This is a genomic window from Winslowiella sp. 2C04 (assembly GCF_050037805.1).
GTDB classification, from domain to species: Bacteria; Pseudomonadota; Gammaproteobacteria; order Enterobacterales; family Enterobacteriaceae; genus Erwinia; species Erwinia toletana_A.
The window spans coordinates 2,671,160-2,691,621 of sequence record NZ_CP188300.1 but is presented as its reverse complement, the minus strand read 5'-3'; the positions used below and the strand labels follow the sequence as shown (position 1 = coordinate 2,691,621).

General features: G+C 49.2%; 17 protein-coding genes and 4 pseudogenes. 12 read left to right on the top strand and 9 right to left on the bottom strand.

From position 1 onward, the window contains the following. Window positions 1-16 precede the first annotated feature (16 nt). Window positions 17-703, top strand: a complete 687-nt coding sequence (locus ACP3TC_RS12000) for a fimbria/pilus periplasmic chaperone (RefSeq protein ID WP_426816521.1) — start codon at window positions 17-19, stop codon at window positions 701-703. Window positions 704-890: 187 nt separating this feature from the next. Then, window positions 891-1,589 (top strand): RluA family pseudouridine synthase, encoded by a 699-nt coding sequence (locus ACP3TC_RS11995; RefSeq protein ID WP_313857176.1) that lies wholly within the window; start codon window positions 891-893, stop codon window positions 1,587-1,589. Window positions 1,590-1,632: 43 nt separating this feature from the next. Here ACP3TC_RS11995 and ACP3TC_RS11990 read toward each other — a convergent pair whose 3' ends face one another. Continuing rightward, window positions 1,633-2,172 carry a DUF2058 domain-containing protein gene (locus ACP3TC_RS11990; RefSeq protein WP_313857177.1) on the bottom strand — a complete coding sequence of 180 codons (540 nt, stop codon included), beginning with the start codon at window positions 2,170-2,172 and terminating at the stop codon, window positions 1,633-1,635. A 373-nt stretch (window positions 2,173-2,545) separates the two neighbouring features. On the opposite strand from ACP3TC_RS11990, the gene yajD reads away from it, so the two are divergent. Beyond that, window positions 2,546-2,893: an HNH nuclease YajD gene (gene yajD / locus ACP3TC_RS11985; protein ID WP_313857180.1), complete on the top strand. Its 348-nt coding sequence runs from the start codon at window positions 2,546-2,548 to the stop codon at window positions 2,891-2,893. 144 nt (window positions 2,894-3,037) lie between these two features. Here the strand turns inward: yajD and ACP3TC_RS11980 are convergent, their stop codons facing one another. The 5 genes and pseudogenes from ACP3TC_RS11980 to ACP3TC_RS11960 form a co-directional block, all read right to left on the bottom strand. Then, window positions 3,038-3,352 carry an ArsR/SmtB family transcription factor gene (locus tag ACP3TC_RS11980; protein ID WP_426816520.1) on the bottom strand — a complete coding sequence of 105 codons (315 nt, stop codon included), beginning with the start codon at window positions 3,350-3,352 and terminating at the stop codon, window positions 3,038-3,040. 15 nt (window positions 3,353-3,367) lie between these two features. Beyond that, entirely contained in the window at window positions 3,368-4,492 is a 1,125-nt protein-coding gene (locus ACP3TC_RS11975) for an alkene reductase (protein WP_426816519.1), read from the bottom strand. 359 nt (window positions 4,493-4,851) lie between these two features. Then, complete coding sequence (locus tag ACP3TC_RS11970) at window positions 4,852-5,856, bottom strand: hypothetical protein (RefSeq protein WP_426816518.1); 1,005 nt, start codon at window positions 5,854-5,856, stop codon at window positions 4,852-4,854. 143 nt (window positions 5,857-5,999) lie between these two features. Beyond that, window positions 6,000-7,160: pseudogene (locus tag ACP3TC_RS11965) on the bottom strand (IS30 family transposase). Between the two features lie 144 nt (window positions 7,161-7,304). Beyond that, complete coding sequence (locus tag ACP3TC_RS11960; protein WP_313857188.1) at window positions 7,305-7,772, bottom strand: hypothetical protein; 468 nt, start codon at window positions 7,770-7,772, stop codon at window positions 7,305-7,307. Between the two features lie 76 nt (window positions 7,773-7,848). On the opposite strand from ACP3TC_RS11960, the pseudogene ACP3TC_RS11955 reads away from it, so the two are divergent. Both ACP3TC_RS11955 and ACP3TC_RS11950 read left to right on the top strand, forming a co-directional pair. Then, a pseudogene (locus tag ACP3TC_RS11955) lies at window positions 7,849-8,817 on the top strand (IS3 family transposase); the annotation flags it as partial. 15 nt (window positions 8,818-8,832) lie between these two features. Continuing rightward, a pseudogene (locus ACP3TC_RS11950) lies at window positions 8,833-9,072 on the top strand (JAB domain-containing protein); the annotation flags it as partial. Window positions 9,073-9,254: 182 nt separating this feature from the next. On the opposite strand, the gene ACP3TC_RS11945 reads toward ACP3TC_RS11950, so the two are convergent. Beyond that, window positions 9,255-9,800 carry a helix-turn-helix domain-containing protein gene (locus tag ACP3TC_RS11945; protein ID WP_313857190.1) on the bottom strand — a complete coding sequence of 182 codons (546 nt, stop codon included), beginning with the start codon at window positions 9,798-9,800 and terminating at the stop codon, window positions 9,255-9,257. 427 nt (window positions 9,801-10,227) lie between these two features. Here ACP3TC_RS11945 and ACP3TC_RS11940 point away from each other — a divergent pair, with 427 nt between their 5' ends. Genes ACP3TC_RS11940 through ACP3TC_RS11915 form a run of 6 tightly spaced genes read left to right on the top strand, consistent with a single transcriptional unit; the run spans window position 10,228 to window position 18,079 of the window. Next, window positions 10,228-11,478, top strand: a complete 1,251-nt coding sequence (locus ACP3TC_RS11940; protein ID WP_313857191.1) for an efflux RND transporter periplasmic adaptor subunit — start codon at window positions 10,228-10,230, stop codon at window positions 11,476-11,478. Window positions 11,479-11,531: 53 nt separating this feature from the next. Then, window positions 11,532-12,248 carry an ABC transporter ATP-binding protein gene (locus ACP3TC_RS11935; protein WP_390902537.1) on the top strand — a complete coding sequence of 239 codons (717 nt, stop codon included), beginning with the start codon at window positions 11,532-11,534 and terminating at the stop codon, window positions 12,246-12,248. Between the two features lies 1 nt (window position 12,249). After that, window positions 12,250-14,679 (top strand): ADOP family duplicated permease, encoded by a 2,430-nt coding sequence (locus tag ACP3TC_RS11930; RefSeq protein ID WP_313857194.1) that lies wholly within the window; start codon window positions 12,250-12,252, stop codon window positions 14,677-14,679. Window positions 14,680-14,726: 47 nt separating this feature from the next. Then, window positions 14,727-16,136 (top strand): sigma-54-dependent transcriptional regulator, encoded by a 1,410-nt coding sequence (locus tag ACP3TC_RS11925; RefSeq protein ID WP_313857195.1) that lies wholly within the window; start codon window positions 14,727-14,729, stop codon window positions 16,134-16,136. Next, the gene (locus ACP3TC_RS11920; RefSeq protein ID WP_426816517.1) at window positions 16,129-17,442 is read left to right on the top strand and encodes a sensor histidine kinase; all 1,314 of its coding nucleotides are present in this window, start codon (window positions 16,129-16,131) and stop codon (window positions 17,440-17,442) included. Before ACP3TC_RS11925 ends, ACP3TC_RS11920 begins: the two co-directional genes overlap by 8 nt. Further along, a complete protein-coding gene (locus tag ACP3TC_RS11915) occupies window positions 17,417-18,079 on the top strand; it encodes a 4'-phosphopantetheinyl transferase family protein (protein WP_313857197.1) in 663 nt (220 codons plus the stop codon). Before ACP3TC_RS11920 ends, ACP3TC_RS11915 begins: the two co-directional genes overlap by 26 nt. Window positions 18,080-18,101: 22 nt before the next feature. Here the strand turns inward: ACP3TC_RS11915 and ACP3TC_RS11910 are convergent, their stop codons facing one another. After that, window positions 18,102-18,758 (bottom strand): GIN domain-containing protein, encoded by a 657-nt coding sequence (locus tag ACP3TC_RS11910; RefSeq protein WP_426816516.1) that lies wholly within the window; start codon window positions 18,756-18,758, stop codon window positions 18,102-18,104. Further along, the gene (locus ACP3TC_RS11905) at window positions 18,755-19,282 is read right to left on the bottom strand and encodes an LLM class flavin-dependent oxidoreductase (protein ID WP_426818273.1); all 528 of its coding nucleotides are present in this window, start codon (window positions 19,280-19,282) and stop codon (window positions 18,755-18,757) included. The genes ACP3TC_RS11910 and ACP3TC_RS11905 overlap by 4 nt, the downstream gene beginning before the upstream one ends. A gap of 87 nt (window positions 19,283-19,369) precedes the next feature. Here ACP3TC_RS11905 and ACP3TC_RS11900 point away from each other — a divergent pair. Continuing rightward, window positions 19,370-20,458, top strand: a pseudogene (locus ACP3TC_RS11900) (IS3 family transposase). The last annotated feature ends 4 nt before the right edge of the window (window positions 20,459-20,462 follow it).

Here is a 20,462-nt window from a genome sequence, read left to right as displayed (position 1 = left end):
ACCTTGGTGTGTCGGTGTGCTGCTGATAGTCGCTGGCATTTTACCGGCGCTGGCGGTGGTGAATGTGGAAGGGACGCGGATAGTCTTCCATCAGGGCGCGAATGCGGCGTCCGTCACGCTCTCCAACTCGGAAAAACAGCCGACGCTGGTACAGATCTGGAGTGATAATGGCGATCCTATGACACCGCCGGAGAGCACCCACACGCCGCTGATTGCGGTGCCGCCGGTTTTCAGCATGAAGCCTGGTGAAGTGCGATCACTGCGTTTGCTGTTGACCTCACAAACCAGCCTGGCAAAAGATAAAGAGACGTTGTTTTGGTTGAATATTTATCAAATTCCGCCGAATACCTCTTCAGCAACCCCTCAGGGGCAGCGGGTGGTGCTACCTTTGCGACTGCGTATAAAAGTGTTTATACGCCCCGCCGGGCTGGATGATCCTGTTGAGCAGGACGGGCAAAAACTGCGCTTTCGTTTGCAGCAAGTGCAGGGCGGCCAGCAGCTTCAAATCGTCAATCCAACACCCTGGCATATGACGCTGACGGATATCAGCTACGCCGGGCAGCGTCTTGATAGTGTCATGGTCGCTCCTGAGTCTGAAACTACGCTGCCAGTGGGGCAGGTGGCGGCGAGCCAGTCGTTAAGCTATGCATTGATTAACGATCTTGGTACGCGCTGGAACTACACCCGAGTGGGGGTGAATTAGAATAAATTTCTCTTTTCAGCAGATGCGCTGGTGATTGGCTTATATCCTTGCCAGATTAATCAAGGCCTGTTCTGCGTAAGATGTAAACATTTATTCTGATTCTGCTGCATCTGGGGCGAATAGCCAGATTCGCCAGCTGGCTTAAAATTCGTTATTATCCGCAGCCACTCACCCTGCGGGCAGCCTGATGTCTACGATTTTCGATACTTTTATTGCTCCGCCGTGCCATGAAGAGATAGAGGTGCTCTATCAGGACGATCATCTGGTACTGATCAATAAACCCGCCGGGCTGCTCAGTCTTTCGGGAAAAAATCCGCGAAACCTCGATTCAGTGCATTATCGACTGGTACAGGCATTTCCCGACTGCACCCTCGTCCATCGCCTTGATTTCGGTACGTCCGGGCTAATGGTCGTTGCCCGCAATAAGGCGATTAATGCCGCTCTCTGCCAACAGTTCAGTCAGCGTACAGTGACCAAAGTGTACAGTGCATTGCTCTGCGGACATCCCGACCACGACCAGGGGGTGATAGACGCGGCAATCGCTAAGGATCCGCAGCTGTTTCCGCTGATGTCGATTTGCTCAGTCCACGGTAAGCCAGCTCGCTCCCGTTATCAGGTTATTGAGCGTTTTTATTATCAGCAGGAAGACTTGACGATACTGCCAGTGGCGCGGGTGCAGCTAACCCCGGAGACCGGGCGCACCCATCAACTGCGCATTCACTGCCAGCAGCTGGGCCACCCCATACTGGGCTGCGACTTATATGGCGGTCGGTTGCTACCGGGCACCGAACGCACGCCGCGCCTGATGCTGCATGCCAGTGAATTGCATTTTGTTCATCCGATTAGCGGAGAGTCGATCAAAGCCCGTAATGACTGCCCATTCTGAAAGCGAAAGTATCTTTAACCATGCTTTCGCTGGCACCTGTCCGTTACCACATTAAATCATCAGGCACTTTAAAATCGGCATACGGGTCATCTTCATTCTGTTCTTCGAGGCTGAGTGCGCTGTTTAACACAATGCTATTTGCATCCCGTTGCGCAATTTTATCGGCTACAACCGCGGGAATGATGACATATTCGCGATCTTTGCCATTAGCCGCGTCCAGGCCAGCAATGGCGAGACGACCGTTAATAAGCTGGGTTTGAGTCGCCTTATCAACCGCTATTTTTTTAATCAGGTTATTATCTGTGAAGTTAAAATCTATATTGCCTTTTGAAATGACGATTCTGTTCATTTCAATCAGCTGCTTCACCTGAGCTTTATACTCTTTCGATAAAGCAGCTTGTTTTTGTTGTTCGCTTAGCTGTTTATCACGCTCAAGTTGTGCTTTTTTATTTTCCTCCACCGCCTCTCTGGCCTCACGAGCCTGAACCCGCGATTTTTTAGCGGTTCTCTGGACTTTGGCCATCTTCTTGCTGGTCACTAATCCAGCTTTAAGCATCTGCTCTTGTAAGGTGAGTTTTGTCATGTTCGTTTCTCAACCAGTTGAATAATGTGAGGGATTATACCTGTAATTGTCTGGCCTGTACCACGTTGCCGAGCATGAACGCCGGATGGCTTAGGTCTGTGAGCTGCTCCCCGCCAGGTTTCAGCCGTGAACTCTGCCGTCAGCACGTCATTCCCGACGCCAGTCTCTGAATAGGGCGTAAAAAGTTTGGCGGTATGGAAGTGCCTGATGAGCAGCATCGCTCTCGTCATTCCTGGTTACAGGTTCGACCCGGTAGCATTCACCCATCAAAATCAATATCCTGTTCCTCTTTCAGTTCTCCTTCTGTGCCATTTTGGGATAGATTATTGGCACTATCGTAAATCATCACTCTATAACAGGTAAAACATCGGCAATGGCTCTGATCCCAAAAAACTACTCGCGGCTGGAAAGCGGCTATCGTGAGAAAGCACTTAAAATCTATCCGTGGGTATGTGGACGCTGCACGCGAGAGTTTGTTTATTCAAACCTACGCGAATTAACGGTTCACCATATCGATCATGATCATACCAATAATCCGGAAGATGGCAGCAATTGGGAGCTATTATGCCTGTATTGCCATGACCACGAACATTCAAAGTACACCGAAGCCGACCAGTACGGTACAACCGTAATCGCGGGGGAGGACGCGCAAAAAGATGTTGATGCAGCGACCTACAATCCTTTTGCTGATTTAAAGTCGATGCTTAATAAGAAAAAATAGTGTCAGCTTCTGGCTGCTAATCAGTGTACTAATAGAGATTATCGGTAACTGGAGGCGGCCGCTCAGCTTTCGCCAACAACAGTGTCGAGCAGTTAACGCCGGTCAACTGATGTCACCGGCGCTGTTCGGTTAATTATGGCCTGTTTACAGATTCTCCAGAAAATCACCCAGTGCGGATGTCACCTCGTTAATTCGCGGCTCACAGCGGCGGTAATACGTCCATTTACCGACTTTATTGGCTTCAAGCAGCCCCGCATCCTGCAGGACTTTCAGGCACAGCGATGTGGCGGGTTGAGAAAGCCCGGCCTTATCCTGAATGAGGCTGGCACAAACTCCATATTTGTCATAATCATAAAGTTGCGTGTAGCCGGTAAACGCTTCACCTGGATTTTTCAGCCAATTCAATACTGACAGACGGGTTGAGTTGGACAGTAATTTCATGGCATTTTCAGGTGACATGCAGCCTCACGGGTTTCAGGAATTATAAACAGGGTAGTCAGTATATCCTTTACCGGTTCCGCCATATAGCGTAGCGCTATCTACAGAGTTCAGGCCGACATTTTGTTTAAATCTCGCGGGTAAGTCAGGGTTGGCAATGAAAGTACGACCAAAACCAAAGAAGTCTCCCCATCCCTTGCTTAGCACCTGCTCTGCTTTCTCGCGGGTGTATCGCCCCGAATACATGATAGGGGCCCGGAATGTTTCACGTAACGCAATACGGAAAGCTTCGGGCATATCCGGGCTATTGTCCCAGTCGGCCTCGGCAATCGAGAGATAGCCGACCTGCAGTTCGTTTAACATTTGCGCGGCTGAAATATAGGTCGCATGAGGATCGCTCTCTACCAGCCCCAGATAAACGCGTTCTTCGTCAGTCGTGGTAAAAAGTGGCGCAAAGCGGACGCCCACTTTATCGCTGCCAAAAACAGCGCTCACGGCCACGATAATTTCCCTCAGGAAACGCAGTCTGTTTTGCAGTGAACCACCGTATTCATCGGTACGAAAATTGCTGTGTTCAGAGATAAACTGATTAATAAGATAGCCATTCGCCGAATGTAGCTCAATACCATCAAATCCTGCTTCTTTCGCATTTTCTGCCGCCAGCCGGTAAAGCTCGACGATCTCTTTCACTTCCTGCGTGCTTAATTCGCGCGGAACACTGGGGGCGGTTAACATACCGGCACCTGGTCCGGTCTCGATAAATACACGGACACCTTCAGCAGGCACGGCAGAAGGTGCAACGGGCGCTTGTTTTGCGGGCTGAAGCTCATGATGGGAAACGCGCCCAACGTGCCAAAGCTGGCAAAAAATAACGCCACCCTGCTGATGGACAGCTTCGGTAACTTTTTTCCAGCCGGCGATTTGTTCCTGGCTGTGAATACCCGGTGTCCAGGCATATCCCTGACCCCGCGGCTCAATTTGAGTGCCTTCCGTGACCATAAATCCGGCACTGGCACGTTGACGGTAGTATTCCACCATCATCTCTCCCGGAACATTGCCCGGCTGCTCGCTACGACACCGCGTCAGCGGAGGCAGCGCAATACGGTTACGCAGCGTGAATTCGCCAAGCTGAAGGGGAGTAAAGAGTGTTTTCTGAGTCATAGAACGGCTGTCCATAGTGTGAAAGAAGGGGGTTATTATATTTATACATTTAAATAAGTAAATGTGTTTAGTGGTTTGATATGCGCCTGTCGGATAAAAATGATTTAATATCAATAAATTATACTTAATGGAAATGGCTGTAACGCAGCAGGTTTACTTCGGAATTGCCTACTATCCTGCCAAAAATCACCTGCCTGACTGCTCGATTATCAGGTCCGGCACAAGCTGAGCAGTCTGTTCAATACAGTAGGCAACGTTTGCTATGGGTGCTCTGCAGTGGGTTTATCCAGTTTGAGCTGCTGCCGGTTGAACAACACATTTTGATATTGGAAACGCCCACTTTTGACAAAAACTGTCAATTACAGCTTTTTCAAGTCGGTCAATGCATATCTTCCACGCTCTGCTACAGATTGAGATGTGTCAGAAGCCAGTATATTTGCCAGTTTAAATGCTTCATCGCCAATATTATTCAGTTCTTTAATAAGCATTTCACCCGCTATACGCCGAACCATTGGGGAACGGTCGGTTGTCGCCGATCTTAAGATCTCAATAAAGGGAGTTGTAGTAGATATTATTCGTTCTTTTAAAACAGGAATGCTCCGCCTTATGCCGTGTACTTTGTCAACCCACTGCCATGTCAGCCCCTCAGCCCAAACAAATTTACTTTCAAACTGACAACGATACGCTTTTGCTCGCAGAGAAGGTTGAACTGATTTTTCTGCAATCTCGGCTAAAAATTTGTCTAATGCTGTCGTGCGCCCAGCTTGTACAAATATTGTAGCGACAGGCCCCGAAGAGGATATTAGAATGCGTTTTTTTAATGCCTCAGTTACTTTCTCCATTAAAATGACTTTCATAAGCGCCTCTTTCTCGATATCTCCCATTCTCCCCCAAGAATTCCAGTAGGGAAGTGTTATAAACAAGACATCAACAATAAATTCAGGGTCAGATGCTTCAGCAATCAATGGCAGAGCATCACACGCTGCAGCTCTTACCTGCGGAACCCAGTCATTTAGTTTTCGTACAGTTAAAGCTAATAAGAAACTATTTGGCGCCCCACCTGATATTGTCCTTAATGCTCGTTCCCGCCTAAAACCATCGGCGTTACATATGTCCATCCATCGGAGTGACCCGACCTGGTGGATCTCATTACCACTTTGTTTCGGACTGTATTTTCGAAGTGAATAGAAAATCTCTGCCCGGATTAAACGTTCCCAGTCATCAAGGCTTTTTAAGGACAGCTTTGAGGTGACAGCGATAAACTTGGATATATCTGGTCTAATTCTTTGATACAATAAATCAAATTTTAGTGATACTTGTACAGATTCAATAACTTCCTGTTGAAGACTATCCTGCGGTAACATGAGCCAGCTTCCTTTAAAATTTTATCGACTTTCATTCCTCTATAAAGTGACAAAGAATTAAAGTCAACAAGCATTTGTAGACTAGGCCTGGGCTTTACAGACCGATGTAAGTCCAGAACATATGTCCGCTTCAGGTTGTGAGCTCAACCGATGGTTGCAACACACTGGGTGAACCGCTCTGCTAGATTCATAGCCCAGCGTTTTTCTCGGCCTCGCGTTGAGCTGTCTGGCAATACTGTTTAGTCTATGCTGACTGTGAATCGAGAAGTGAGTTCCTTTTGGAAATAATGTCTGAGCAATCTGTCCATATTTTCATTTGAGCCGCGTTGCCAGGGAGGTTGAGGATCAAAGAAATAAACCTGTATGTCTGTGGCTACAGTAAACCGGGTGTGGCTGGTCATTTTAGACCCCCGATCCCGTGTTAATGTATTATAGAGCTCAACAGGTAATTCCCGGGCTTGTTTGATGAGTGCAGATATAACAGTCATGGTATTGTTATCCCTGATTTTGGCAAGCATAATAAAGTGGGAATGACGTTCTATGAGGGTGACGTTGTAGAAGTTTTCCGAGCCCTGGATTAGGTCTACTTCCAAGTGGTGAGGTATGGCTCTGTCTGTAACATCAGGTGGTCTTTCGCTGATGCAGATCGCATCCGTAATTAAACCTAATCCTTTCCCTTTCAGCGATGACGTTCTGGATCTACGTACTACTCATCCGCTTCTGAGGTATTGCTGCAGTTCTTTTTTTTATGCTCCTCTGGTTTGTATAAAGAGCGTTTTTATAATTCGTATCGTGTGACACATGCATTTCCTTATTATCCGGATGATAGCGTGTCAGCCAACCGGCAAGTTAGTTCCGGCGACCAGTCCTGATGCACATTCTCTGCAATGATTTTACACAATGCGGGGCATTCATTTAGCTTACAAGGCTTTGGTCTCTCAGCACTGTCCCATGCGTCCTTATCCGCTTTTAGCAGCATGGTAATGTTTTGCATCCCCATGACTTTTTATCTCCCGACTAATCATCGAGGGAGTTCTTGATAATCCGTCAGCGATGTCCTTGATGCTACGTTTTGCTACAAGCCCTCTGGGTATTTCCTTTATTTCATCACGTGAAAGAGCCAGTAGGTGCCGCTTTCGGATAGGAGGACGATACCTACCAGGCTGGTGGATAGTCGGCATAATAGAAGAATGAAATCTGTCGAACATTCTGGCGGTATCTTGTAGGGAATCACCTTGCTTATATCTGTCCCAGATAATCGCCTTTTGTTCTGGCATGTAATAAATGCGCGTTCTTCGTTTCATAACAACGTTTCCTTCTTGAGGATAGCGTAGCGTCGTCACTGCCAAATAGCAAATTGCCAATTTGTTAATGCCCGGTCCCGGTACAAAGCATCCAGGCTAAGGGGCGTAATGAACGCTATGGGCGAAAAATGGAAGTGGATCTGATTAACTATGAAGTGAATTACGAGTCGATTTTAACTCACGCTCGACAGAATGCGGCAAGCAGCGTCCATAATTTATGGATGAGTAGTCACGACCAAGGTCATCAGTAATTTGACAGGTGCACTGGAAAGGTTCGCCTACGGTTGTGTGTTCAAACGATCTTGCATGTTCAGCATTAGCGTTAAAGTCGATCATAATGACAGCCTTACAAACCCAAAAGCAGGGTATTTGCTGTTTGATTAGCAGGCTTTCGAGCAGATTCGCGTAACGATGCACAGTATAACGTTGTAGATCGTATGGGGTGTTAGCCTCAGACATGCTAAGAGGAATAGCCAATGAAGTAAGGCCGCCATTGAGAGCCAATAATTTTAACTGACCAATAGACCAGTATCCTCCAAACTCGTTATTTCGGCTGACAAAACTTCCATTCAGAGCATTCACTATACCTTTTAATTCACATCTACGTGCCATTCGTCACTTCCTGAATGCTACCAAAAGTTAATATTAGCAATTTTAAACTCTCCTAAACATCCGTAGGCCTGCTATTTATGGCGGCATGGAGGCTTCTGATATTAAAAAGATCAAGGATCTTGAGGACGAGAACCGACGTCTCAAACAGATGTTTGCCGACCTGAGCCTTGAGAACCGGGCGCTGAAAGATGTTATCGAAAAAAAGCTTTAAAACCAGCCTTTAAGCGTGAGCTGGTCACTCATCTGATAACGACGTTCGGACTCAGTATCCGTCAGGCCTGCCGGAGTCTGAACCTGAGCAAAACGGTTTATCATTACCGCCCGGATACCACGCGTGACGAACCCGTCATTGTCGCGTTGCAGGCAGTGGCAGAGCGATACCCACGATACGGTTTTCCGAAACTCTTCCAGGTTCTGCGGCGGCAGGGATACCCGTGGAATCACAAAAGGATCCACCGTATTTACTGTCTGCTGAAGCTGAACTTTCGCCGTAAGGGCAAACAACGGTTGCCGGTACGTAATCCCTCGCCACTGGCCACGCCTGAAGCGCTTAACCAGAGCTGGTCTGTCGATTTTATGCATGATGCCCTGGTCTGTGGCCGTCGTTTTCGCACGTTCAATGTTGTTGATGACTTTAACCGTGAGGCATTGTCGATTGAAATCAATCTGAATCTGCCAGCTCTGCGAGTGGTCCGTGTGCTCGACATGATCGCGGCTATCCGGTCATGCTGCGCATGGATAATGGTCCGGAGTTTATCTCTCTGGCCCTGGCTGGATGGGCAGAGAAACATGCCGTAAACTGGAGTTTATCCAGCCGGGTAAGCCGACACAGAATGCTTTCATTGAGCGCTTTAACCGAACATACCGTACAGAAATACTCGATTTTTATCTGTTCAGAACGCTGAATGAAGTGCGGGAAATCACGGAAAAATGGTTGTCAGAATATAACTGTGTACGCCCGCATGAATCACTGAACAATATGACGCCGGAGGAATATCGACAACACCATCATTTGGCCGGAATCTCAAAAAATGTCTGGAACTAAAACGGGTCTATTTACACGTTAAACACGGTCAGCATTCACCCCCGCGAAGTTATCAAGCGTGTGCTGAAACATAACGCCGCCGCAGTCATCCTTGTCCACAACCACCCCAGCGGGGAGCCTGAACCCAGCAACTGCGATATCCGGTTGACTAAAAAGCTTCAGGAGCTGCTGGAAATGCTGGATGTGCGGTTGCTTGATCACTTTATCGTGGCAGGGGCTGACACAGTATCAATGGCTGAACGGGGACTAGTGTGATGCTGAAAGTTACCTGGTTTAATGTACGTTAAAATAATCCAGCTATGCTATTTTATGAAACTTATTGTGTAGTAGAATATATTTTAATTTAGACTAACTTATGACGATTAATCTGCTGTAGACGTCGCCTGAAAGTACAACCCGATAGACACTCTGGTATCCAATCGGGATGTACCTGTTGCTTATATCAGGTGAAGATTATTGATCAGCACATTTTTTGAGAAGCTGTTACGGTCAACGCCAAACATCCTGTCAAACTCCATATGATCTTTTTTATCATCCACTTTCACTCTTTCGCGTGCTGTTTTCTTAAACTTCATGGGCGACTGTTTATAAGCAAGGCTAAAGCTTCTGGAAAAATGGGGCAGCGAAGTAAATCCACACGCACAACTGATGTCAGTCAAAGACCAGTCGGGGGCCAGATCGATAAATTCTTTTGCCAGAGTAAGTCTGACTTTCCACATCCATTTTATGGGCGTGATGCCGTAGAAAAGGTTAAACACGCGACAGATATCAAAGCGGGTCTTGCCGCTGATACGTTCGAGATCTTCTAATAAAATGTCTTCAGAAATATTTTCAATGATGTAGTCAATGACTTTAACGATGCAGTGCGCCTTTTCTGCTTTCGCTTGTTTGCCATAAATGACCAGATGCCGGTTTTCAAGATCATCCACTATTTTCCGGCTAAATCCCTCTTTTTCTGCTTCTGTCAGTCTGCATTCTAACATACACACTCCTTATGTTACCGATGATAAGTTGAACCGTGAATTTATTCGGGCGGTGCTTATAGTTTCATTTAGCAACCAACGTGCCAAAAAAGTTAACTTAATAACATGCTGTTTATTATGGTTTTTTATTAACTTTCCCTGTTTCGGGAAGGCGGATTTCCCGGAAATGGGAAGAAGGAAGCGAGCGGGCTGGTAATTAATCCCAATAATGGGAATGCCCGTCTGACACGTCTCAGGCGTGTAATTGTCCTGCTAAACGGCTGTTTTGTGAGAAAGGGACGTTCCGTTAATGAGACGGACAGGAAATCAGAGTGGGAGGATAATAATCTTTTTCTTTCAACCTGATGATTTAAAAGAAAAAAATTATATTTTTGTTTGTGGCACACTCTTTGCTTGAGTCTTACCAGCATTTTCACAGGGTAAGACAATGGATATTTCAATCACACAGCCAGGTCATAAACAGTGGTTCAGAAAGCACGGGATTAAATGGATCTCCGGGGGGCTGGTTTTCGCCACGTTACTTGTGATTTATAACGTAAAATTTTCTCCTTATAAGGTCCCGCTCAGTAGCCTCTCCGTGGCAGAGGTGAAATATGGCAATTTTTCGGTGGATGTCAGAGGGAATGGTGTATTGCTTCCACAGGACATTAACTGGGTTTCAGCCAGCGTTGATGCCCGGGTCGAGGCGGTCATTTATAAAGCGGGCACGCGGGTTAAAAAAGGCCAGTTGCTGGTTAAGATGAGTAATCCTACGGTTGAGCAACAATACCAGGAAAACAAACTGGAATATGATGCGCTGCAGGCAGAGACTGACGCCAGAAATGCGGAGCTGAAGAATAAAATTCTTAATCAGGAAGCCGTCCTGCTGGATGCAAAGTCTCGTTTATCGGGTTCTGAAATGAAGCTTAAAGCGCAGAAAAAGTACATCGCTGCCGTACCCGTGCTGGATTATGAGACGACCCGTATTGCGACTGAACTCAATCGTCATCAGGTTGAATTTGAAGAAAAACGTTTAGCTACTCTGAAGCAGAGTGTTGACGCTGACACCAAAGCCAATCTGATGCGCCTGAGAAAATCTGCCTCCCTGGTCGTCCTGAGCGAAGAGCAAATGCAGTCCCTGAATGTCACCTCCCCGATTGATGGGGTATTGCAGGATGTCGCCGTGCAGGCCGGGCAGCGCATTATAACGGGAAGTAACATTGCCCGGCTGGCCAAAGAAAAAGACCTTTACGCTGAACTAAAAGTTCCTGAGTTGCAGTCGCGGGATTTAGCTGTGGGGCAGCCAGTGATGATGAATACAGGAAGAAGTACGTTTCAGGGGCGGGTATCGAGGGTTGATCCGGCGGTGGTTAATGGTACGGTCAAAGTTGATGTGACGTTTGAGGGGCCTCTGCCTCTGGAAGCCCGACCCGATTTAAGTGTAGATGGCTTGATTGCCGTGGCAAAGATTTCGCAAACGCTGTTTGTGGAAAGACCACCCTACGCGCAAAACAATCTGCCTTCCACACTCTACAGGCTTGATGAAAAAGAGCAGTCAGCCACCAAAATGAAGGTGGAGTTTGGTCAGGGTTCAGTTGATTTCATCCAGATCACCAGTGGCTTGCGCGCTGGCGACAAAATTATTCTTAGCGACAGTTCTGCCTGGCAGGATGCTGATCAGATCGCAATCACGCCCTGAATGCACAACACCCGACAGCAACGATAAAGGGACAATTTATGGACACCGAAACAATGGAAAATTTGGTAAAACTCAACGATATCAACAAGATTTTTCTGACGGATGAAATTGAAACGCATGCGTTAAGCAAAATCAGCTTTACCCTTTCTAAAGGTGAATATGTGGCCATTTCCGGTCCTTCAGGATGCGGAAAATCAACGCTTCTTTCCATTCTTGGTTTACTGGACGTCGCATCTTCCGGCACCTATACACTGGCCGGACATAATGTCGAAAATATGACTAAGCAGCAGCGTGCCTCTTTACGTAATCGCGACATTGGCTTTATTTTCCAGTCATTTAATCTGATTAGCGATCTGACCATTGAAGAAAATGTGGCGCTGCCGCTGACCTACCGTAAAGAGATGAGTAAAGCAGAAAGACAGAGCCGGGTAAGTGATGCGCTGGCGAAGGTTCATATGTCGCACCGGGCGCGTCATTATCCTTCCCAGCTGTCAGGCGGGCAGCAGCAGCGCGTTGCAGTCGCGCGGGCAATTGTCGGCTCTCCCTCCGTCCTGCTGGCGGACGAACCGACAGGTAACCTGGATTCAAAAAATGCCGAAGCGGTAATGGATATTCTGGACAATCTGCACAGAGAGGGCGCAACCATCTGTATAGTGACGCATGACCCGCGCTCTGCTGAACGCGCTCAGCGCAGTATCATTCTTTCTGATGGTCAGGTTGTCGCCGATGGTTTTCATAACCATGAACTCACGCTAATCAGGGAAGCATAAGATGCTATTTGATATCCGATATGCTTTGCGACTGTTACTGAAAAGCCCCGCTTTTTCCGCCATGACCGTGTTAATTATGTCGTGCGGTCTAGCGCTGACGCTTTATATGGTGTCGGTGATCAATACGTTTATGTTTTCACCTCTGCCGTATACGCACGGCAAGAATATGGTGTTACTAAACCCCGTCGTAAATGGCGCAAGCCTGAGCGACTCCGGGCTTAACTATCTTGATTACGCCGAAATCAAAGCGCACAGCACCGCGCTGGAGAATGTGGGCTACTTTTACGGTGAGCGTGCAGATATCAGCGATGGCAATAAAGCCGTTTCATATATGGCGACGCGCAGTACTGACGATATGTTCTCCTATACGGGCGTGCAACCTTTTCAGGGCAGGGCGTTCAGCCAGGGCGATACTGAACCCGGTGCTGAACCGGTCGCTGTGATCAGTTATGCACTGTGGCAAAATTATTTTGCCGGAAGCCCGTCAGTGATTAACCGCAGCGTACTGATTAACAGTGTCAGGACGCGTATCGTCGGCATCATGCCGAAAGAATTTGCCTTTCCTTTTTTTCAGGATCTCTGGCTTCCCTCGCAGCTGAACCCGTCACAGTTTTTGACCCGTAAGGATGCCCCGGAGATTTCCGTCTATGCCCGTCTGAAACCTGGCGTTTCGGCCAGTGCCGCAAATGCGGACCTGAATGCAGTGATGCAAAGTCTGGCGAGCCGCTATCCTGAAACCAATAAGGGGTTGTCAGCACAGGTGCTGACTTTCCAGGAAAACTTCATGGGCGAAGAGACGGTGACAATTTTCGTCGTCATGCTGGTCGCTGTAGGATTCGTGCTGGTTCTTGCCTGTTGTAATGTCGGCAATCTCCTGCTTGCCCGCACTACGGAGCGCGCCAAAGAAATTGCCATTCGGGTGGCGCTGGGTTCGCCGGCAGCCAGATTGGTGATGCAGATGATGTGGGAAAGTCTGATCATCTGTCTTCTTTCCGGGGTTGTTGCTGTTCTGCTGGCCGCCTGGGGACTGGAAATGACTAATCGCCTTCTGCCCGGCTTCGTCCCTAACAAGATCCCTTTCTGGTGGCATCTGAGTCTGGATAGCGGAATGATCCTTCAGGCGCTGGTTCTGGTCATCCTGACAGTGGTTACGACAAGTGCACTGCCAGCCTGGAAAATTACTCACGGCAATTTCAACGATGTGCTGCGTGACGGAACCCGTGGTGCGCAAAGTCGCAGTGCGGGCCGCATTTCCCGCATCCTGGTGACATTCGAAGTGGGCTTATCCTGTTCGATACTTTGTATCAGCGCCCTGTTAGGTGTGCTGGTTTATCAGGCTACGCGTGCGGATTACGGTGTAAATACGCAGGATTACCTGACGGGGCAGATTCACCTTAACGCCACCCAGTATCCTGATGAAAAAAGCCAGATCCTGTTTTACCAGAAACTGCAGAATGCCCTGAATACGATTCCGGGAAGTGATCGCTCGGCGATCACAACCAGTACCGTCGGGCAGTTTACTGTTCCACAGCAGGTGGATGTCGATAGTTCAACCGTTAACAGCCGCGATAAGTGGTCCTATCCGCTGGTTAATGATGTTCAGGTGATGCCGGGCAGTCTTTCTGGTATGGGGATCAAAGCGGTGACAGGACGCGAGTTTGCGTTCAGTGATGACAGCGATTCACAGCCGGTCGTGGTTGTCAGTCAGTCTTTTGTCAGTCAGTACTGGCCGGGTGAAAAGGATGTGATTGGCAAGCGACTGCGTCTTCGCAATGCGGAGGATCCGCGCTGGTACAGTGTGATAGGGGTTGTTCCTGACGTTATCCACGGGCGTCCTTTCAGCACCTTCCGGCATCGCGCTACCGTTTATCGCTCCCTGCAACAGCAGACGGCACCATCAGTTAATGTCCTGCTGCACGCCAGAAATCCGGCGTTGTCGGGGCCTGCGCTGATCAACGCCGTCAGACAGATTGACAGTAACCTTTCCGTCAGCCAGATTCAGACACTGGACCAGCGTCTGGCACGCAACACGGCCGGACTGCATTTCATTGCCAGCCTGTTCATGCTGTTTGGCCTGATCGCAACGATACTGGCCGCAACGGGCATTTACGCGGTGATGCGTAATGTTATCAACCAGCGCGTGCAGGAAATTGGTGTCCGCATGGCGATGGGAGCGACAGAGAGTATGCTCATAAAAATGCTGATGCTCCAGGGCGGAAAACAGCTACTGGCCGGACTGATCATTGGTCTGCCACTGGCACTGTTTACCGCACCGAAACTGATCCGTATTCTGGGTGATGGCAGGACAGGTTTTATGTTGCTATTTGCAGGTGTAGCATTAACCATCTCGCTGGTGGTTGCGGTCGCGGTCTGGTTTCCATCTCGTCGGGCGACACGTTTGTCACCGTCAGAAGCGATCAGACATGAATAAATCTTCTCCATGCCGTTCCGGCATGGTTTGCTGAGCTGAGTCTTTTTATGGATGAAAAAAAACGGATCCTCATCATAGATGACGATACCGGAATTTTAAGCAGCCTTGAATTATTGCTGCGTATGGAAGGCTATGATGTAACCCTTGAAACGCAGGCCAGCCAGCTGATGCGGCATCTCACCAGTAAGCCGTTTGACCTGGTGCTGATGGATATGAATTTCCAGAAGGATACGACTTCAGGCAAAGAGGGGCTGCAGCTCCTCGATGAGCTGAAAAAGTTTGACGACTGTCTGCCTGCTGTGACCATGACCGGGTGGGGCAGCGTGGATATTATCGTCAACGCGATGCGTGCCGGCGCAGCAGACTTCATTCAAAAACCCTGGGATAATGAACGTTTGCTGAGCATTGTTCAGCAGCAAATCGAACTCAGTCGTGCAAGACGTTCAGGAAACTGTTTACGGGAAGAGAATAAACTCCTGAAACGTGCTCGCGATGATGACATGGACAGTAAGTGGGTGGTTCAATCCCGTTCCATGCAACAGCTGCTGAACATGGTTCAGGCTGTCTCGCGAACGGATACCAGCATTCTTATTCTGGGCGAAAATGGCACGGGCAAAAGTTTGCTGGCGCGCCATATTCACCATCTCTCATCCCGCAAAGACAATAGCCTGGTTGAGGTTAATACCGGCTGCATTAACGAACATCTGTTTGAGAGTGAAATGTTTGGGCATGTGAAAGGCGCGTTCACCGATGCGCGCGAAAACCGCATCGGACGCTTTGAGCTGGCAGACAAAGGCACCCTGTTTCTGGATGAGATTGGCAACCTGCCGTTGTCACAGCAGGTGAAATTGCTGCGTGTTCTCGAAGAGCGGCAGTTTGAGCGTGTCGGCTCCTCCCGTACGCAAAAAACGAATTGCAGGATCATTGCAGCAACCAATGCCGATCTGGAAAAAGCCGTGGCTAACGGCGCTTTCCGCCAGGATTTACTGTACCGACTTAATGTTATTCAGTTACATCTGCCGGCGCTGCGTGAAAGGCAGGAGGACATTGAGATTCTGGCAGAGCGCTTTCTGATGCGCTTTGCACGAAAGTACAATAAACCCGTGCCGCAGTTATCCCGCCCGGCCATTCAGGGACTGCATGACTACACCTGGCCGGGGAATATTCGTGAACTAAGCCACCTCATTGAGCGGGCCGTCCTCCTCTGCAGGGATAACAGGATCGACATTGAGGATCTCTGTCTGCCGGGAAATGAGGAGATGCAGCCGCGGCGCGTTGAACCCGTGACTGAAGGAGAGTCCGCTGACTCACTGACCCTGGCGGAAATAGAAAAATCACTGTTGCTGAAACGCCTGCATCAATATGAGGGAAATGCGATTAAAGCCGCAGACTCGCTTGGCCTTAGCCGCAGTGCTTTTTATCGCAGACTGGACAAGCTAAAAATAAGTCATGAGTAAACTTTTCGACACCTTCAGGTTACGGTATTTCATTCTGTGCAGCCTCTCTTCGCTGGGGGGGATACTGGCCTATCTGCTTCTCTGGGGATTTCCGTCGCAGTCTCCTTACCTCAAAATATTAACTGTTCTGATTTTAGCGGTAACGTCACTCTATTCTGGCTACCACTTTTTTCTGCAACTGAATAATAAAGTCAATGTGATCTCAAATCTGCTTGAGGCCGTGGAACAGGAAGATTTCAGCCTGCGGGGAAGCACCAAAGGACGGGACATCTTTGACGGCGTAATCAGTCAGATCAACGCTATTGCCATGCAGCTATCACGTCATCGTCAGCAGCAGCGTGAAATGGATTTCCTGTTACAGAAAGTGCTCTCTAATATCAGCATTTCCATTTTCGCTCTCGACAGTCAGCATCGGGTCATCTGGTGTAATGATGCCGCCGCACGGATGCTGGAGCGTCCCATCGAATCGCTGATCGGTGAGGACGGCGAGCAGTGGCAGTCAGGCTGGCTGTTGAAAAATGCCAATACCGGCCATCCTGTTGAGTTCAGTCGTAATGGCCGGCCCGGTCGTTATAAGGTGAACAGCGATACCTATATCGTGGATGGCAAAAAAAACGTGCTGTTATTCATCAATGACGTGGATGAGTTACTGCGACATGAGGAAAAAAAGGCCTGGCAGAATTTGCTGCGCGTCATCAGTCATGAAATCAATAACTCGCTGAGTCCCATCGCCTCCATAAGCCAGATGCTGCAACAGCATTACCGCACCCATGCCGCTCAGGCACCAGAGGGCTTTGTGGAGGGCGTCGATTTGATTAACCGCAGAGCAAAAGAGCTGATTACCTTCATCAGCAGTTATCAGCAGCTGAACAAACTGGCCCCGTCTAACCGGGTGGAAGAGGATCTGGCCGGGCTGATTAAAGAACTGCCTTTACTCTTTATGCACCGTAAGTTTGAGCTTGATGGGCCAGAACCCCTGACGGCCAGAATCGATCGGGGGCAAATTTATCAACTGCTGATTAATCTGGTCAAAAATGCCGATGAGGCGATGGGGGATAATCCGGGCGCGATCACCCTTATCTGGCAGGCGCAAAATGACCGGGTTCTGATCTCTCTCCTGGACAGCGGGGTCGGGTTGAGCAATCCGGACAATCTCTTTGTTCCTTTCTATACGACCAAGTCAGCAGGCAGTGGAATAGGATTAATATTGTGCCGCCAGATTGCTGAACAGCACGATGGCTACTTAACGTTAAAAAATCGCGACGGGATGCCGGGATGCCATGCCACCATTAGCCTGCAACGATAAAGCAACGCCCGGACCCGAGTCCGGGCAGGCGTATTGTCTGGTTCGTTCGTTTGAACACACCCCGGACGGCCCGTTAAGGCGTGATGCGATACAGGGCTGGCTACGCGCTACGCTTGCTGACACGCTGCAGATCCCGCCTGAAGAGTTACAGCTTGCCAGAACCCCGGCCGGCAAGCCCTGGCTGCCTGCTCATGCATGGCTGCATTTTAATTTATCTCACAGTGGCACGCTGGCTGCGGTAGCGATGAGCAGCCAGTATCCGGTCGGCGTGGATATTGAGCATGTCACGGGGAAAGCTGAGATTAAACGAAGAGTAGCAGACCGTTTTTTTCATCCTGTTGAACGCGCATGGCTGGAGGCGCAGACGGATGATGATCTGCTGCACTTCACTACGCTCTGGAGCCTTAAAGAGGCCTGGCTCAAAATGTCCGGAACGGGTCTGGCTCAACCACTCTCATCGTTTTACGTGTTACCCGGGAAGGAAGGGAGGGCAAGAATCTGTGGGCGTGAAGGAGCGGCGGTTGGACTGGCACACTATCAGACTCTGCAGGAAGATCGTCGTTACTCTCTGGCATGCGTTGCAGGCAGAGCGCTGAAAAACCCGCCGTTACGCTGGCGGGTTATTTTTCAGCGGTGAGATGTGAAGCCGGTGCCCGTCATTAAGCACAATCAGAGGTGGAGACCTCACTGGCAAGCGTGCCAGCTGAACCGGTATCTACATTAGCAGAAGGACTGACCGACATCCGCGCTCCGGCTGCAAGCGTGCCGGTAATGCGTGGGATATGACATAGTGCTGTTTCCGCACCCATACTCATCCGTACCGTAGCTGATTTTGCGGAAAAGTCTGCGGGCTTACGGTTAAAACTGCCGCCCATCGCCAGCTCCAGTTGCAATTCATCTGTTTTGCCTGCGGCGCGAATGTCTGTGCCCATGCTTCCTTTGACACTGAGCTGTGCAGGGCTGACTGAGCATGCCTCTGCATCGATTTTTACGCCAGCTTTTCCGGACAAGGCCGTCAGCGGCTGGCTGGTATAAAGGGTAATATTCAGCGTATTCGACACAAAACGATCGTCCTCGGCCGCTCTGTTATTTAACAGCAGGTTACCGCTCTGGTTAGTAACCTGGAATTTATTCAGCGTATCCTGGGAACCCGAGACAACCAGCGCGGGAGCAGAGGCACATTTTATCGTCAGGTTTATCCCTTGCTGCGCGCTTACCGCAGTGAACGCTTCAACCGGGATGTTTTTTTCTGCGGCCTGAGCGGTTCCGCAGAAAAGCAGGGCCAGGAACGTCATTCCGGCAGTCGTGTTTTTCATGATATTTCCTTATTTATCAGTGAGGCCAGGGTGATAATCGTTGTTCTGACACTCTCTTCAGTCATGCCGAAATCAACCAGGCAGGCGATCTCATCAATGCCTCTTTGCTTCAGCGCGATAAGTTGCTGTCGGCACTCGGCTGCCGAACCAAACAGGCCATACTGGGTAAGGTATTTTTCAACACCCCATTTCAGCGTGTACGCCTGCCGTTTATGAGTTTCGCCTGTCTGCGGGGAGGAAGGTTGACTGAGATTGTTGGAAAGCTGCATAAATGCAGATAAATACTGATGCAGAGCCGGTCGCAGTTCATCCAGCATCGCAGCTTTCTCAGGACCCGCCTGGGTATGCATCATCAGCGTAACTTTTCCGGTTTTGGGCGCGAAGCCCGCATCGATACGTGCCTGGCGATAACGGGCGCAGTTGATATCCAGCTGCTCCCATGTCTGATTGATCAGGTGTGTCAGCACATGGCAGCCCCGTTTTCCTGCTTCGTCGAACATATCAGGGTTGTTGCCGGCGGTAATCCATACGGGGATGTTTGTAGTGGTTTACTGAATTTGGCCACCTGAACAGAGGTGATATGCTCACCTCAGAACATTACAGGTGCCTCAATGAAAAAAAGAAATTTCAGCGCAGAGTTTAAACCCGAATCCGCTCAACTGGTCCTTGATCAGAACCACACCGTTGCAGCTGCGGCCAGTGCTATGGACGTGGGGCTTTCTACCATGACGCGATGGGTAAAGCAGTTGCGGGATGAACGACAGGGCAAAATACCTAAAGCCTCCCCTATAACCCTGAACAGATTGAAATACGTGAGCTAAAGAAAAAGCTACAACGCATTGAAATGGAAAACGACATATTAAAAAAGGCTACCGCGCTCTTGATGTCAGACTCCCTGAACAGTTCTCGTTAATCGGGAAACTCAGAGCGCAGTATCCTGTGGTCACCCTCTGCCACGTATTCGGAGTTCATCGCAGTAGCTACAAATACTGGGGAAAAAAGCTCCGAAAAGCCAGACGGTTGGCGAGCTATGTTACGCAGTCAGGTTCGGGAGTTGCATAACATCAGCCATGGCTCTGCTGGCGCAAGAATTATCGCCATTATGGCAACCCTGAGAGGCTTTAGAATGGGACGCTGGCTTGCCGGCAGGCTCATGAAAGAACTGGGGCTGGTGAGTTGTCAGCAGCCTACCCACAGGTATAAACGTGGTGGTCATGAACACATCGCTATCCCTAATCGACTTGAGCGACAGTTCGCAGTGACAGATCCTAACCAAGTGTGGTGCGGCGATGTGACGTACATCTGGACAGGCAAGCTGACTATCAAAGCGCTGCAAATGGCGTGGGAAGCTCGCGGTAAACCAGCCGGAGTGATGTTCCACAGTGACCAGGGCAGCCACTATACAAGCAGGCAGTTCCGGCAGTTACTGTGGCGTTGCCGGATCAGGCAGAGTATGAGTCGACGTGGAAACTGTTGGGAGCGTCAACAGCCCGATTGAGCGCTTCTTCAGAAGTCTTAAAAACGAGTGGGTGCCAGTGACAGGTTATATAAACTTTAGCGAAGCTGCTCATGCGATTACAGACTATATCGTCGGGTATTACAGCTCGCTAAGGCCGCATGACTATAACGGAGGGTTACCCCCAAACGAATCGGAAAATCGATACTGGAAAAACTCTAAAGCGGTGGCCAGTTTTAGTTGACCAC

Coding starts and splice junctions, on each gene's coding strand:
- ACP3TC_RS11995 (WP_313857176.1), top strand. CDS start 891: ATGTCTACGATTTTCGATACTTTTATTGCTCCGCCGTGCCATGAAGAG.
- ACP3TC_RS11990 (WP_313857177.1), bottom strand. CDS start 2,172: ATGACAAAACTCACCTTACAAGAGCAGATGCTTAAAGCTGGATTAGTG.
- yajD (WP_313857180.1), top strand. CDS start 2,546: ATGGCTCTGATCCCAAAAAACTACTCGCGGCTGGAAAGCGGCTATCGT.
- ACP3TC_RS11980 (WP_426816520.1), bottom strand. CDS start 3,352: ATGTCACCTGAAAATGCCATGAAATTACTGTCCAACTCAACCCGTCTG.
- ACP3TC_RS11975 (WP_426816519.1), bottom strand. CDS start 4,492: ATGACTCAGAAAACACTCTTTACTCCCCTTCAGCTTGGCGAATTCACG.
- ACP3TC_RS11970 (WP_426816518.1), bottom strand. CDS start 5,856: ATGTTACCGCAGGATAGTCTTCAACAGGAAGTTATTGAATCTGTACAA.
- ACP3TC_RS11960 (WP_313857188.1), bottom strand. CDS start 7,772: ATGGCACGTAGATGTGAATTAAAAGGTATAGTGAATGCTCTGAATGGA.
- ACP3TC_RS11945 (WP_313857190.1), bottom strand. CDS start 9,800: ATGTTAGAATGCAGACTGACAGAAGCAGAAAAAGAGGGATTTAGCCGG.
- ACP3TC_RS11940 (WP_313857191.1), top strand. CDS start 10,228: ATGGATATTTCAATCACACAGCCAGGTCATAAACAGTGGTTCAGAAAG.
- ACP3TC_RS11935 (WP_390902537.1), top strand. CDS start 11,532: ATGGAAAATTTGGTAAAACTCAACGATATCAACAAGATTTTTCTGACG.
- ACP3TC_RS11930 (WP_313857194.1), top strand. CDS start 12,250: ATGCTATTTGATATCCGATATGCTTTGCGACTGTTACTGAAAAGCCCC.
- ACP3TC_RS11925 (WP_313857195.1), top strand. CDS start 14,727: ATGGATGAAAAAAAACGGATCCTCATCATAGATGACGATACCGGAATT.
- ACP3TC_RS11920 (WP_426816517.1), top strand. CDS start 16,129: ATGAGTAAACTTTTCGACACCTTCAGGTTACGGTATTTCATTCTGTGC.
- ACP3TC_RS11915 (WP_313857197.1), top strand. CDS start 17,417: ATGCCACCATTAGCCTGCAACGATAAAGCAACGCCCGGACCCGAGTCC.
- ACP3TC_RS11910 (WP_426816516.1), bottom strand. CDS start 18,758: ATGAAAAACACGACTGCCGGAATGACGTTCCTGGCCCTGCTTTTCTGC.